Source organism: Treponema sp. OMZ 798 (genome assembly GCF_024181385.1).
Lineage (GTDB): Bacteria > Spirochaetota > Spirochaetia > Treponematales > Treponemataceae > Treponema_B.
In genome coordinates this window covers 104191-117046 of sequence record NZ_CP051305.1, presented here as the reverse complement: position 1 = coordinate 117046, position 12856 = coordinate 104191, and the positions used below count along the sequence as shown (strand labels likewise).

At 38.5% G+C, this 12856-nt stretch carries 18 protein-coding genes; all 18 read right to left on the bottom strand.

Features of this window, described 5'->3' with window-relative positions; all coding sequences use genetic code 11:
- Positions 1–41 precede the first annotated feature (41 nt).
- On the bottom strand, positions 42–1193 hold the full coding sequence (locus tag E4O07_RS00540) for an aminotransferase class V-fold PLP-dependent enzyme (RefSeq protein WP_253686735.1): 1152 nt from the start codon (positions 1191–1193) through the stop codon (positions 42–44).
- A complete protein-coding gene (locus tag E4O07_RS00535; protein ID WP_253686734.1) occupies positions 1180–1467 on the bottom strand; it encodes a putative Se/S carrier protein in 288 nt (95 codons plus the stop codon). The genes E4O07_RS00540 and E4O07_RS00535 overlap by 14 nt, the downstream gene beginning before the upstream one ends.
- Positions 1468–1509: 42 nt before the next feature.
- Positions 1510–2103, bottom strand: a complete 594-nt coding sequence (gene yedF / locus E4O07_RS00530) for a sulfurtransferase-like selenium metabolism protein YedF (RefSeq protein ID WP_253686733.1) — start codon at positions 2101–2103, stop codon at positions 1510–1512.
- A 307-nt stretch (positions 2104–2410) separates the two neighbouring features.
- The gene (locus E4O07_RS00525) at positions 2411–2707 is read right to left on the bottom strand and encodes a HigA family addiction module antitoxin (RefSeq protein WP_253686732.1); all 297 of its coding nucleotides are present in this window, start codon (positions 2705–2707) and stop codon (positions 2411–2413) included.
- Positions 2708–2716: 9 nt separating this feature from the next.
- The gene (locus E4O07_RS00520) at positions 2717–2998 is read right to left on the bottom strand and encodes a type II toxin-antitoxin system RelE/ParE family toxin (RefSeq protein WP_253686731.1); all 282 of its coding nucleotides are present in this window, start codon (positions 2996–2998) and stop codon (positions 2717–2719) included.
- Between the two features lie 88 nt (positions 2999–3086).
- A complete protein-coding gene (locus tag E4O07_RS00515) occupies positions 3087–3407 on the bottom strand; it encodes a hypothetical protein (protein ID WP_253686730.1) in 321 nt (106 codons plus the stop codon).
- A gap of 106 nt (positions 3408–3513) precedes the next feature.
- Positions 3514–3924, bottom strand: a complete 411-nt coding sequence (locus tag E4O07_RS00510) for a putative toxin-antitoxin system toxin component, PIN family (protein WP_253686729.1) — start codon at positions 3922–3924, stop codon at positions 3514–3516.
- A complete protein-coding gene (locus E4O07_RS00505) occupies positions 3921–4169 on the bottom strand; it encodes an AbrB/MazE/SpoVT family DNA-binding domain-containing protein (RefSeq protein WP_253686728.1) in 249 nt (82 codons plus the stop codon). The genes E4O07_RS00510 and E4O07_RS00505 overlap by 4 nt, the downstream gene beginning before the upstream one ends.
- 275 nt (positions 4170–4444) lie before the next feature.
- Entirely contained in the window at positions 4445–4750 is a 306-nt protein-coding gene (locus tag E4O07_RS00500) for a helix-turn-helix domain-containing protein (RefSeq protein ID WP_253686727.1), read from the bottom strand.
- 9 nt (positions 4751–4759) lie between these two features.
- Positions 4760–5104 (bottom strand): type II toxin-antitoxin system RelE/ParE family toxin, encoded by a 345-nt coding sequence (locus E4O07_RS00495; RefSeq protein ID WP_253686726.1) that lies wholly within the window; start codon positions 5102–5104, stop codon positions 4760–4762.
- A 170-nt stretch (positions 5105–5274) separates the two neighbouring features.
- On the bottom strand, positions 5275–5760 hold the full coding sequence (locus E4O07_RS00490; protein WP_253686725.1) for a hypothetical protein: 486 nt from the start codon (positions 5758–5760) through the stop codon (positions 5275–5277).
- Positions 5705–6265, bottom strand: a complete 561-nt coding sequence (locus E4O07_RS00485) for a ClbS/DfsB family four-helix bundle protein (RefSeq protein WP_253686724.1) — start codon at positions 6263–6265, stop codon at positions 5705–5707. The genes E4O07_RS00490 and E4O07_RS00485 overlap by 56 nt, the downstream gene beginning before the upstream one ends.
- On the bottom strand, positions 6237–6593 hold the full coding sequence (locus E4O07_RS00480) for a HepT-like ribonuclease domain-containing protein (RefSeq protein WP_253686723.1): 357 nt from the start codon (positions 6591–6593) through the stop codon (positions 6237–6239). The genes E4O07_RS00485 and E4O07_RS00480 overlap by 29 nt, the downstream gene beginning before the upstream one ends.
- Positions 6577–6885 carry a nucleotidyltransferase family protein gene (locus E4O07_RS00475; RefSeq protein ID WP_253686722.1) on the bottom strand — a complete coding sequence of 103 codons (309 nt, stop codon included), beginning with the start codon at positions 6883–6885 and terminating at the stop codon, positions 6577–6579. The genes E4O07_RS00480 and E4O07_RS00475 overlap by 17 nt, the downstream gene beginning before the upstream one ends.
- A gap of 103 nt (positions 6886–6988) precedes the next feature.
- Entirely contained in the window at positions 6989–9364 is a 2376-nt protein-coding gene (gene lon / locus E4O07_RS00470) for an endopeptidase La (RefSeq protein WP_253686721.1), read from the bottom strand.
- A 47-nt stretch (positions 9365–9411) separates the two neighbouring features.
- Entirely contained in the window at positions 9412–10527 is a 1116-nt protein-coding gene (gene sufD / locus E4O07_RS00465; RefSeq protein WP_253686720.1) for a Fe-S cluster assembly protein SufD, read from the bottom strand.
- Positions 10528–10529: 2 nt separating this feature from the next.
- Positions 10530–11996, bottom strand: coding sequence for a Fe-S cluster assembly protein SufB (gene sufB, locus E4O07_RS00460; RefSeq protein WP_253686719.1), 1467 nt, complete (start codon positions 11994–11996; stop codon positions 10530–10532).
- Positions 11993–12733, bottom strand: coding sequence for a Fe-S cluster assembly ATPase SufC (gene sufC / locus E4O07_RS00455; protein WP_253686718.1), 741 nt, complete (start codon positions 12731–12733; stop codon positions 11993–11995). The genes sufB and sufC overlap by 4 nt, the downstream gene beginning before the upstream one ends.
- Between the last annotated feature and the right edge of the window lie 123 nt (positions 12734–12856).

Genomic DNA, 12856 nt, shown 5'->3' with positions numbered 1-12856 from the left:
GATTTTAAGCAAGCGGCCGATTTTAAAATCGGCCGCTTTTTTTATGACTTGCCGGCTATTTCTTTTAAGGCCTCGGCAGCTTGCTTGATTTCTTCAAAGGTATTAAACGAAGAAAAGCTGAATCGTACTATGCCCTGCTCTTCGGTGCCCAAAGCCTTGTGTACCAAGGGAGCACAGTGGGCTCCCGGGCGGCTTGCAATACCGTAATCCTCATCGAGGAGGCGGCTTATTTCGCCCGACGGGATGGAGCCTATGTTTAGGCCTACAACAGGCCCCGTTTTTTCGCTCCAAGGGGTTCCGTATATTTTGATATTGGGAATGTTTTTTATTTCTTCGATAAAGCTTAATTTTAAATCGGCCAATTTTTTTTGAATGGAATCAATGCCTGTTTTTAAAACATAGGAGGCGCCGGCATTTAAGCCCATAAAGGAGGGAACATTCATGGTTCCGGCTTCAAAGATGTCTGGCATTTCGGAAGGGTGAGCCTTATCAAAAGAATGAACCCCGCTTCCCCCCGAAAAGACGGGAGCAAAATCGAAGGCGCCGTTTACGACAATTCCGCCCGTCCCTTGAGGCCCGTAAAGCCCCTTATGCCCCGTAAAGCAAAAGATACTTTGCCCGTATTTTGAAACATCTATAGGAATAGTCCCCGCACTTTGAGAAGCATCCACAATCATGATTAGTCCGTGTTTTTTGCATATGGAATGAACCCGGTCCAAATCACAGATTGAGCCTATGACGTTTGAGCAGTGGTTTACTATAATCGCCTTGGTGTGCTCTTCGATTTCTTTTTCGATTAGATCATAACGCAAAAAGCCTTCTTCGATGGGAATAACCGAAAGGTGAGCCCCTTCTTTTTCAAGCTGATAAAGGGGGCGCAAAACCGAGTTATGCTCAAGGGCGGTGGTTATGATGTGGGTATCCTTTTCTTTGCCTAAAAATAAGCTTTTTATTACAAGGTTTAAGGCGGAAGTAGCATTTTGGCAGAAGGCAACATTTAAGGTTTTTTTTATGTTAAAAAGCCTTGCAAGGGTCTGCCTTGTTTTAAAAAGCTCCGTGAGGGCTGCATGGGCCGAAGAGTGAGCTCCTCTGCCCGGATTCCCGAACTTGTTTGAAGCAAGCCCGCGAAAAACTTCTTGAGCCACGCTTTCGGGCTTTTGAAGAGTGGTTGCACTATTGTCAAGATAGATCATATTTTTCCACAATCCTCTCACCTTTTTCTGTTTTTAATAGATAGGTTCCCGTGTAGGGAATCTCGGCCTCGGCTAGGAGGCGAGCGGCTTCTTTTATTCCGCCTTCATTTACCCTTAGAACAAGTCCGCAGCCCGCAGAAATCTCAGGCGGCAGCGGAATAAGCCTCGCCTCAGTCAGCCCCCCGTCCTCCGAGGCTCTTCCGCCTGAAGTTACGGCTTCAGCCGCTATCGCATGATGAGAAGACGAAAACGAAAAAATGCCGTAGGTTTTCAAAATCTTTTAACCTCGATATCTTCTTAAATTATAATTTGAAGCTTAGGGACGCACTACAAAATGGGTACGCATAATTTCGGTGATGCGGTACATATTTGTGTGAGAACCGACCTGAAGCTTTTCTTTAAGCCCGTAAAAGTCAAGACATAGTCCGCAAGAAAGAACCTCACAGCCTTGAGAAGCAAGAGCCTTTAGGTCGTTTACGGTTTTTTCGTTTTCTGTTGTAAGCCTTACTCCCGAATTATAACAGATAACGAACTTGGGAAGCACATCCTGTTCTGTGAGAGCATAGATAAAGCCTTCTAAAAGTTTTTTTCCGAAGCCTTCATCTCCCGATCCCATCTGATCCGAGTTTATAACAACGGCATATTCACCGCTTGAAGTTTGAGGCACCGCAACAGGATTTAAACTTACACCCTCCGCGGCCTTTAAAAGAACGGTAAACTCTTTTTCATTTGTCTTGTTTACTTCAACCCCTATACCGAGCTGAGCTGCCATCTTCGAAAGGTTTTGAGTTGCAACCTCATTATCCACCTTAACCAAAATATTTTCTTTCCCCGTATTTTCTCTTACAGCCTTTTTTGCCATAATAACGGGAATAGGACAAGCCTGTCCCATAGCATTTACTTCTATCATAATGACCTCACAATATATTAAATTTTTAGATATATTATCATAAATGATTATAATTAGTCAATGAATGAGGGTTAGGGAAAAGTTGAATTAGAAACTTATATTTTACTTTCATAATAGCGGGATAATTTTGAAATGATGATATCCTCAAAATTTCTTCTACCGTCAATAATTGTATGTATTATTGCAGCATCACTTAAAATTTCATATACAATTCTATAATATCCTTGAATAAGTTCCCTGTATTGCAAAATACCCTGTTTTTCAAGTTCAGGAATACTATTTATATTATTGCTCTGACGGCATTTTTTTACGCATACACATAAGTCTTTATTTCTTCCAGCTGGGGAGCAAGTTCCAATTTGGCATTCCGAATATCTATATCATTCTGCAATGACATAAAATATCCGTCGGACATTCCGAAAAATTTTGCAAGACGCAAAGATGTATCTACGGTAATTCTCCTGCGGTTATGGAGAATATCCTGAATTCGGGAAGTTGGAACATTTATTTCTTTTGCAACTTTATAGGCAGAAAGACCAAGAGGAATGAAAAATTCTTCATTAAGGATTTCTCCCATTGTAGGTGTTTCAATATAATCAGACATAGTTTGCTCCTAGTGGTAATCCACAATTTCTACATCATAATAATGCCCGTCTTTTTCGGTAAAACAGACACGCCATTGGTTATTTATACGGATTGAATGCTGACCTTTTCTGTTTCCAACAAGAAGTTCCAGATGATTGCTAGGCGGCATTCGTAAATCTTCCAGACATTTTGCGTTATCCAACATCATCAGTTTACGCAAGGCAACTTTCTGTATTGTAGTAGGAAGCCGTCTAGAAAACTTTTGATTGTAGATAAGTTCCGTATCTTTATCCGCAAAACTCTTTATCATAGTCATATTATATACGTTTTGCGTGTATATGTCAAGCAGATAATAGTTTAGTAAGCAGTGAAAAGCTGCATACTACCGCTGCCTGTCGCTATAACATTATTTCTTTTTTTATTGTAAGCGCATATATCGCTTCAATTTCATCATTATGAATTTTTCTACTTAAATAGCACAAAAAATTATAGTTAATATTTTCATTTATTTTAACTATTTTAAGTTCATCAATGACAGCAAGAAAATATTTATTTATATTATCATAATCATCTGAATTTAAGCCTGCCAAAATATATATGTTTTTAGATTCAATTTTTTTATCTAATAAATAAAAAGCAAAATTTACGCATTCATACCATTTATTTTGAAGCTTAGCAGCGGAATAATTTTCTTTGGCAATATTTTCTATTTCTCTCAATTCCAGTTTTAATACCTTCCTTTCATACTAAGACTATGGTTTGTGAGCATAACATTCGCTTAACCTACAAACGGATTTGTCCTAGTTGTCAGCGTTGAAGCGAGTGTTAGGTTATTTCTTCAATCAAGTCAAAATATTTTGTTGGCGTAAAAATTAATGGCTTATCAATTTTTATATCTTCAAAATCTTTGTCTCCGGTAATCAAAATATCGGAATCAGATAAAATTGCAGATACAAGAATCGGTAAATCTTTTATGTCCCGAATTTTTGGATATTGATCTTCATCAATTTTCTCAGGACTTTTAAATTCTTCAAAACTAATTCCATCAAAAAAAATATCCAACAGTTCTTTTTTCAACGGAAATTTCTTTTCAAAAACCTCTTCGCATTCTTCCCTTGTATATGAATAAATTATCACCGTATGCTTTGCAAGCAAATGGGAAAAGACTCTAGCCGTTTTAACATTAGGAAAAAGTATCGCAGAAATAACGATATTTGTATCTACAAAAACTCTCAACGTGCTTTCCGTAATTCCTTGATATAAGTAATGACATCATCTTCTGTTTGAAAGCCTGCTTTTTCTGCTTCTCCTTGCATTTGAGCTTGAATATTTGATAAACTTATTTGAGACGCATTCATAATATAAACCTTTCCTCTATTCTCCTTAAAAAAAACTTTATCACCGGTTTTTAATCCAAGCAGATTTCTTATCGTAAGAGGAATTGTAATCTGACCTTTTGAAGTTACTTTTGCAAGTTCCATAAAGCACCTCCTTACTTTCCTTACTTATACTATAACAAAATTAGGTACTTGCTGTCAATAACTTTTATTAAATATTTCTACACGTCTCCTATAAATTTATTTTTAGATCAAAAAAAATATTATAGGCCGGTTCCGCACAAACTTCATTATAATTACGTAAATCCGAAACTGGTTTTATAGCAATCATACTAACCTCCAATATTCGTAATATTTTACGAGATAAGTATCTTAAAATACCTATCAAATGTCAACGTTGAAGCGGGTGTTAGGATATCTTATGTTCTTAATAAAACTTCTTCTTTTACTTTTGAATTAGTTAATTTAGGATATATTTTTATTTCTAGTCCCATTCCAATACTATCAATATAATCAATAAGTGTTGATAGCTTTATATCCTTTCTTTTTTCTAATCTTGAAACAGATGATTGACTAAAATTTGCAATCTCGCTTTGAGTCAGTTCCTGTAATTCTCTAATCCTAGCTAATTTGATCGAAAAATTTTCTCTTTCTGCTTTTAATTTTGCTTTCCTTACTTCTTCCTCACTCATATATCTTTCCATCATTTCAAACGCATCTTTCATATTAACCTCCTAAATATATCCATATTTTTCAGCAATTTCTTCCGATCGTTTTATTAAATCTTTATAAAACTTCTTTTCATTTACACCTTTTTTATCCCCGCCTATAAGCAAAATTGCTTTTCTTTCCTTATCAAAGAAAAAAGAAACTCTTAAAACTGTTTCAGAAGTTCGGCCTCTTAATTCTTTTAAATTTTTTATCTTCTTTGAACCATGGATAATATCCGCATATGGACGGCTTAATTCAGGACCATTTAATCTCAAAAGCTCCGTCAAATAGTACAACTCTGACATACTATCCTTATCCAAAGATTTATACCATTCTTCGTATTCTTCCGTTACATTAACTTTCCACATAATTATATTATATGCATTATAGTGCATATTTGTCAATAGATAAATAAAAATATTTAATATATTAAATAATTGCTATTGTCTATCATACTAATAATTATAAACCTACATTGTTTTAAAACACAAACAGCCTTGACCGGTTTGTCGGATTTGAAAATTGTGTTATGCGGTTTTTATTTTTTTAATTTAGGTTTCAATTCTTCTCTTACTCTCCTTTCTGTATCTGCACAATATGCTTTTATTTCAATACTATTAAGATAGTTATCAAAGACCCGATCACCATTTTTTTCGAAGTATTCTTTTACCGGACAAAACAATTTAATAACATTAGTCTGGTTAAAGAAACAAATTTGAAATGAGACCTCCATAAATGAGCTGCTGCCTGCAATCGAAATTCCCCCGCATTCTTTTTGAAATACAGGACATTCTCTTACTTTAAGGTTGGCTTTTCTTAATTCCTCGATATGATCTTCATCGGAGGCTCCGGCAATAAAAAAAGTAGCTGCTTTTTGGGTATTATCTTTGAAATCCATATCGATTAAAACTTGAACTGCATCCAGAATAAAATCATATCCATATTTCCATGTTGCCATATAATCAACTTCAACCCATGTTGAATCTTTTTTGATTTCTTTCTGAATAACGATAAAATAATTCATTATGTTTTTCGCATAATCTAAAGAACAATTCATACTTTTCTGTTTTGAGTAAATAATATAATAAATGCATGATAGGATGGGTAACAGTATCCATTACCATATACCGCCATAGTTCAAAAGAAAAACCTATCGGTAAATCTTTTCTTTTTAAATCAGCATCTGAATACAACAGCACAGCCTTTTTGTATTCATTTAGTTCAACGATTATGTCATGTTGCAACTCGGCAATATGTCTATTTTTATTTTTGACATAATTTTCTTTATTGAATATATCAATATTACTGACCTCTTGAAAATCTTGATTATGTGCAATGGCATTTAGCTTATTCTTTGAAAATGCAATCCATTCAAGCAAATGAGCTATGACATCTTTATGATTCCAATCGTTGTAATTGCTGGCTCTATTTTCAGCTTTGTAGATACTTATAAAATGAGTAATATCTATTTCTATGTTATTGATTTCAGCAATTATCTCTTTAACTGTCACTTTTATTTTTTTCCGCATTCATAATTTTTATCAGCTGCTCTTTAAATTCAGGAATAATATTTTTTGCGACATCCCACACAATTTCATAATCAACGGAAAAATAACCATGAATAAGTTTATCTCTCATACCGGCAATACTTCTCCATGGAACTTCTTTATATTTAATGATTACATCATTTGAAATATTTTTAACGGCTTCTCCAATAATTTCAATACTTCGTGCAAATGCCCGTTGAGTTTTTTCATCTTTTAGAAACACTTCCTTTGTCATATTATCTGTTTCATATTCTAAAAAAAGAATTTCATCAAAAATATGTTTAAATAAATCTTCATTCGATCGATACATATTCAACCTCATTGAGTATTCTATTGCCGATATATGGGCTTAAACTCTCTATGGTTAATAAATCTATTTCGGTATTCAGATTATCTTCCAAGTAATAAACTAAATTTATAAAATTATTATAATTTTTTTTACCGGCATAAAATTCTACCAATATATCAATATCGCTATTTTTATTCTGCTGATTACGTACATAAGAACCAAAAAGACCTATTTTTTTTACACCATAGGATTGGAGAATATTTTTATTGTCTTCTAGGAAATCAAAAATTTCTTTTTTCTCTTTAGGTTTCATATCTAATATTATACCTTGTTTTGAATATTAAAACTAGATTTATACCTTAAAAAACTACTCCCCAAGCAGCTAATCTGCTTTTAAGTATAATTAAAGTCTTCCCCTACCTCTTCTTCTTTGTCAGTGCACCCTTAAAGGCTATTTCCAAGACTTCTTCGACATGACTTACGGGGTGGAAGCTTATGCCCTTTTTAATGTGGCCGGGGATTTCGTCCAAGTCCCTTGTGTTAGCCTGCGGAATGATGACATCCTTTATTCCGTTGCGGCGGGCGGCTATGGTTTTTTCTTTTAGGCCGCCTATGGCAAGGACTTGGCCGGTGAGTGAAAGCTCTCCCGTCATTGCAAGTTTCGGCTTGATTGTTTTACCCGAAAAAAGAGATAAAAGAGCCGTGGCCATGGTGATACCTGCGGAAGGTCCGTCCTTGGGAGTCGCCCCTTCGGGTAGGTGAAGGTGAATTATATTTTTGTCGAACCAGTCGGCATTTTTTATCTTATGTTTTACGGCAAACATTCTTGTCCAAGAAAGAGCTATACCGGCAGATTCTTTCATAACGTTTCCGGCCTGGCCCGTAAGTTTAAAGCCTCCCTTTCCGGCCATCGATGCCGTTTCTATCAAAAGAGTATCTCCTCCCATCGAAGTCCAAGCAAGACCAATCGAGGTACCGGGAACATCGGCCTTTTTGATATCGTCATCGCGAAATATAACCTTGCCGAGCATCTTTTCAATATCGGCTTTTGTTACTGTCAGCTTTTCGTCTTCCTTTCTTTTACCGTTTACAATTTCGGTTGCGACCTTGCGGTGAATCTTATCAAGCTTCTTTTCAAAGTTGCGCACTCCGGCTTCCCTCGCATAAGAGTTGGCAATATAAAGGAGCATCTCCTGACTGTAGACCGCCTGATTTTTTTTGAGGCCGTGCTTTTCAAGACTCTTCGGAATAAGGTGTTTTTTTGCTATCTGTACCTTTTCGGCATCGATGTAGCCCGAAAGCTTTATTACCTCGGCCCTGTCCAAAAGAGGACGTGGAATGGAATCGAGGGTGTTAGCCGTGAGGATAAAAACTATGTTGGAAAGGTCAAAGGGCAAATCCAAATAGTGATCTCTAAAGTTTATATTTTGCTCGGGATCTAAAACTTCAAGGAGGGCACTTGAGGGGTCGCCCTGATAGCTTTGCCCCATCTTATCGACCTCGTCAATCATAAAGACCGGAGAATTGGTTTTTACTATCTTTAAGCCCTGGAGGATTTTACCCGGCATGGCGCCGATGTAGGTTCTTCGGTGGCCCTTTATTTCGGCCTCATCCCTCATGCCTCCGACCGAAAACCTGAAGAAGGGCTTAGACATAGCACGGGCGATAGACATTCCGACACTCGTTTTACCTACACCGGGCGGGCCGAGTAAAAGGATGATAGAACCCTTGGTATCTTTTTTTAGCTTACGCACTGAAAGGTATTCTATTATTCGGGTCTTTACGTCTTCAAGCCCGTAGTGATCCTTGTTTAAAATCTTTTGAGCCTTTGCAATATCATACTCCTCCGGCTCAGAATTCTTCCACGGAAGGGAAAGAATTGTTTCCAAGTAATTGCGGGTAACTATGTATTCGGAGGAATAGGGATCGAGCATCTTAAACTTTTCGAACTCGGAATCCACCACCTCTTTTACCTCGCCCGTAAACTGAAATTCTTCTATCCTCTTTGCAAAATTTTCTTCTTCATTGGTCTTAGGATCCGATGTAAGCCCAAGTTCCTCTTTGATTGACTTTAGCTCTTCCCTTAAAAAATAATCGCGCTGGTTTTTCTCGACCCGCATGTTAAGGTCTTCCTGAATCTTGCGCTGAACCTGTAAAAGTTCTTGTTCTTTTTTAATGTGAACAAAGACCTCTTCCATCCTCTTTTTTACGTTTAGGGTTTCAAGAATTTTTTGCTGGTCTTCTTTTTGAATGTTTAAGATACTTGCGATAAAGTCGGCTATTTTTCCGGGATGGTCAATGTTAATCATATTGAGCCGCATCTCTTCAGAGAACAAGGGATTGTTTTCTGAAAGCTGCTTCATCTCGCTTATGAGGGCTCGGGTAAGAGCTTCCACCTCGTGGCTTTTTTCTTCTTCATCATCAAGGTATTGAACGGCTACGACTATCGGATTTGTATCGTTGACCGTTTTGCGTATCTTAAAGCGTTTTTGCGTTGCGATAAAAACATTGAGTCCGCCGTCGGGCAGATTTATCTTGCGCACAATTTTGGCGGCACAGCCCACCTTGTACAAGTCCTTGGCTTGAGGATTTTCTATATTGTTTTTAAGAAGGGTAAGCCCTATAAAGCCGTCGCCCGCATAAGCATCTTCAATCGATCTTATGTCTTCGGGTGCATTAATTAAAAGCGGCGTAAAAATGCCGGGAAAAATGGGCCTGCCGCTCAAGGGAATAATATTCAGCTTTTGCGGCAGCAAACTTTCAATCGGAACAATTTCTTTTTTATCACTCATTCTCTAAATATCTCAATATTTGAAAAAAAAGTCAATCGGAAAAGGAGTTATTCCGTTATCTCATCCAAGCTCACCCTAAACTCTTCCAAAAGCTTTTCTCTGATTGCTTCATCGTCAATTCGGTTAAAGACAGGTTTAAAAGCGGCTTCGATTATGAGTTTTTTGGCGCTCAGCTCGTCAAAGCCCCGGGTCATAAGGTAGTAAAGCTTTGCCTTGTTTACGGCCTCAAAGCTCGCAGCGTGCTCGCCGATAACATCATCCTCATCGCAAAAGATGGTCGGGATTGTAGAGCCGACGGTAGTCTTATCCAGCATAATCGTGTTGTCCGAAAAGCGGGCAATGGACTTTGAGCAGCCCCTGTTTAAAAAGATATTGCCCCGGAACATCTTGTGAGCCTTGTTTTTTAAGGCTCCTTTTGCGGTAATTGCGCCGAGGGAGTTTTTTCCGTTGACGATAAAATTTTGCTCCAAGTCGATGCGCCTTGTCTTATCTGCAAAGTAAAGGGGGTATATTTGAACCTCGGCCCACTCCTCCGGCATATAGGTAGAAGTTGACGCTCCGTTTATCTTTGCTCCAAGCTGAATATCGTAAAGAGTAACTTTAGCCTTCTCCATCGCATAAAGCTTTACGGTTTCAAAGTTGATGCCGCAATGGCTCAAATTTTGCACCTTTATAAATTCCGTTTGAGAGTTTTTTCCGGCAACTATGCTTAATAAGCCGTTTCTAAAAATATCGGCCTTTGAGCAGTCGTAGGCCTTCACATCATGGTAAAAAAAGATTTTGGCCCTTGCTCCTTCTTCAACTACAATGAGATTTTGATCATAAAGAACATTGTTAGCCTGATCCATTGTAAAATTGATTAGAATATTGGCAACATACTCCTTATCTTCCGATTTTTTTACCCTTACATAAATACCCGAATTCCTTTTATCCTTTACCTCTTGAACATAATTATCCCCGAGGCCGCAATTTTTTTCGCGCCTTGTTTTTGTAAAGTCAAAGAAGTTTTCTATATCTTCCGATGGGGCGGTTTTTAAAAATTGCTCAATCGGCATTTGCTCTATACTTTTATCTCCGGCCCGGCAGTTTAAGTTGCAAAAAGGCTTTGTAGGAACATCCGCTTTTGTATAGTCAAGCCGTTTAAAATAAGTTCTGTCACTCATATCTATCCTATTGTTCCTTCTAATTCGATTGTAATAAGGTTATTCAATTCAACGGCATATTCCAGAGGGAGCTCCTTCGAGATGGGTTCGACAAAGCCCTTGATGATTAGGGATTTTGCGGCGGCCTCATCCAAGCCTCTTTGCATAAGGTAGAATACCATCGATTCGCTTATCCTTCCTATTTTTGCCTCATGGCCTATGTCCACATCATCGGTATGAGCTTCGATAATCGGAATCGTGTCGGAGCGGGATTTATCGTCGAGCATTAGGGATTCGCATTCAGCTAAAGCCTTAGCCCCCGCTGCATTTGCTCCTATATACAAAAGTCCGCGGTAGTTTGCCTCTCCTCCGTTTTTTGCGATGGAGCGGGAGCGCATTTCCGAAACGGTGTTTTTTCCGATATGGACGGTCTTTGTTCCCGTATCGAGGCACTGTCCTTCCGAAGCAAAGGTAACCCCTGTAAACTCCGAGCGGGAGCGGTCTCCCTTTAGGATGCTCATCGGGTAGAGCATCGTAACCCTTGAACCGAAGGAACCTGAAACCCATTCAATAGCTCCGTCTTCTTCGACTATGGCCCTCTTGGTGTTTAGGTTGTATAGGTTTCTCGACCAGTTTTCGATGGTAGAATAACGCAAGGTTGCTTTTTTGCCTACATAAAGCTCGACGGCTCCTGCATGGAGGGCATTTTTATAGTACTTTGGAGCGCTGCATCCTTCTATAAAGTGGAGGTAGGCTCCTTCTTCTACAACTATGAGGGTGTGCTCAAACTGACCCGACTGTTGGGCATTCAATCTAAAATAGGATTGAAGCGGAAGCTCGACCCTTACCCCCTTGGGAACATAGACAAAGGAACCTCCCGACCAAACAGCTCCGTGGAGGGCTGCAAACTTATGGTCATTCGGCTTTATAAGCTGCATAAAATGTTTTTTTACTATATCTTCGTACTTGTGTACGGCGGTTTCCATATCCAAGTAGACCACGCCCTGCTTTTCCAAGTCTTCTTTTAGGCTGTGATAAACAACCTCCGAGTCATACTGGGCACCAACTCCTGCGAGGGAGTTGCGTTCTGCCTCAGGTATACCCAGCCTGTCAAAGGTCTTCTTGATTTCCTCGGGAACATCATCCCATGTTTCAGCCAAGGGCTTTGTATCGGAAACAATGTAGTGGATAATCTCCTGAATATCCAAGTCGGAAATATCCGCTCCCCAGTCCGGCATGGGTCGGGCATTAAAATATGCGAGGGATTTAAGGCGCAAGTCCAGCATCCAATCGGGCTCTTTTTTGCGTTCGGAGATTTTTTTTACGACTTCTTCGTTTAAGCCGAGCCCTGTCGAGTATTTATAATCGATGCTGTCCTTTATGTCATAGATTCCGCGTTCTATGTCCGAAACAAAGGTACGCTTTCTTTCTTGAAAGAGAGTTGTCTCCTCTGTTTCTTTATCTGTGTTTTGGTTTACAGGCTTACTCATAGGCTTTCTTTTATGTTTTCGTAACCGTTCTTTTCGATATATTCTACCAGTTCAAGACGGCCTGTTTTTACAATGCTGCCGTCAACAAGGATGTGAACAAAGTCAGGTCTTATATAATCTAAAACTTTATTATGATGGGTAATAATCAAAATTCCCATATCGGGGGTGCGTATTTTGGAAACGCCTTCAAAGACTATCTTTGTAGCGTCTATATCCAGCCCCGAATCCGTCTCATCAAGGATTGCGAGTTTCGGGTTTAAAATAGCAAGCTGTAATATTTCGTTTTTCTTTTTTTCTCCGCCCGAAAAACCGACATTTAAGCTTCGGTTTGCATAGGCAGGATTAATCTTAAGCTGCTTCATCGTGTCCGATAAAAGCTTGTGAAATTTTATCATGGGTATTTTTTCGCCCGTTACAGCCTCTTTTGAGGCACGCAAAAACTCTTCAATCTTTAAGCCCGGCACCTCTTCAGGGATCTGAAAAGAAAGAAAAATACCTTTACGGGCTCTTTCATAGACGGGAACTTCGTTTATAAGCTCATCTTCAAAATAAATCTCGCCCTTATCGATAGTATATCGCGGATTTCCCACTATGGCCGCCGCCAAGGTAGACTTCCCTGCTCCGTTGGGGCCCATGACTACATGAACCTCACCCTTGTTTATACTCAAATTAAGGTTTTTAAGAATCTGCTTCTCATCAACCGACATTTGAAGTCCTTGTATATCTAATAGTTTCATCAAAACTCCTATAATCGTCCATATAATATACCAATTTGAGGGGTAATATTCAATAAGAAATAGAATAAAATTAATAGAAGCTTCTTATCGTATGGACAAATTTATTTAAAACTGCTAAAATAT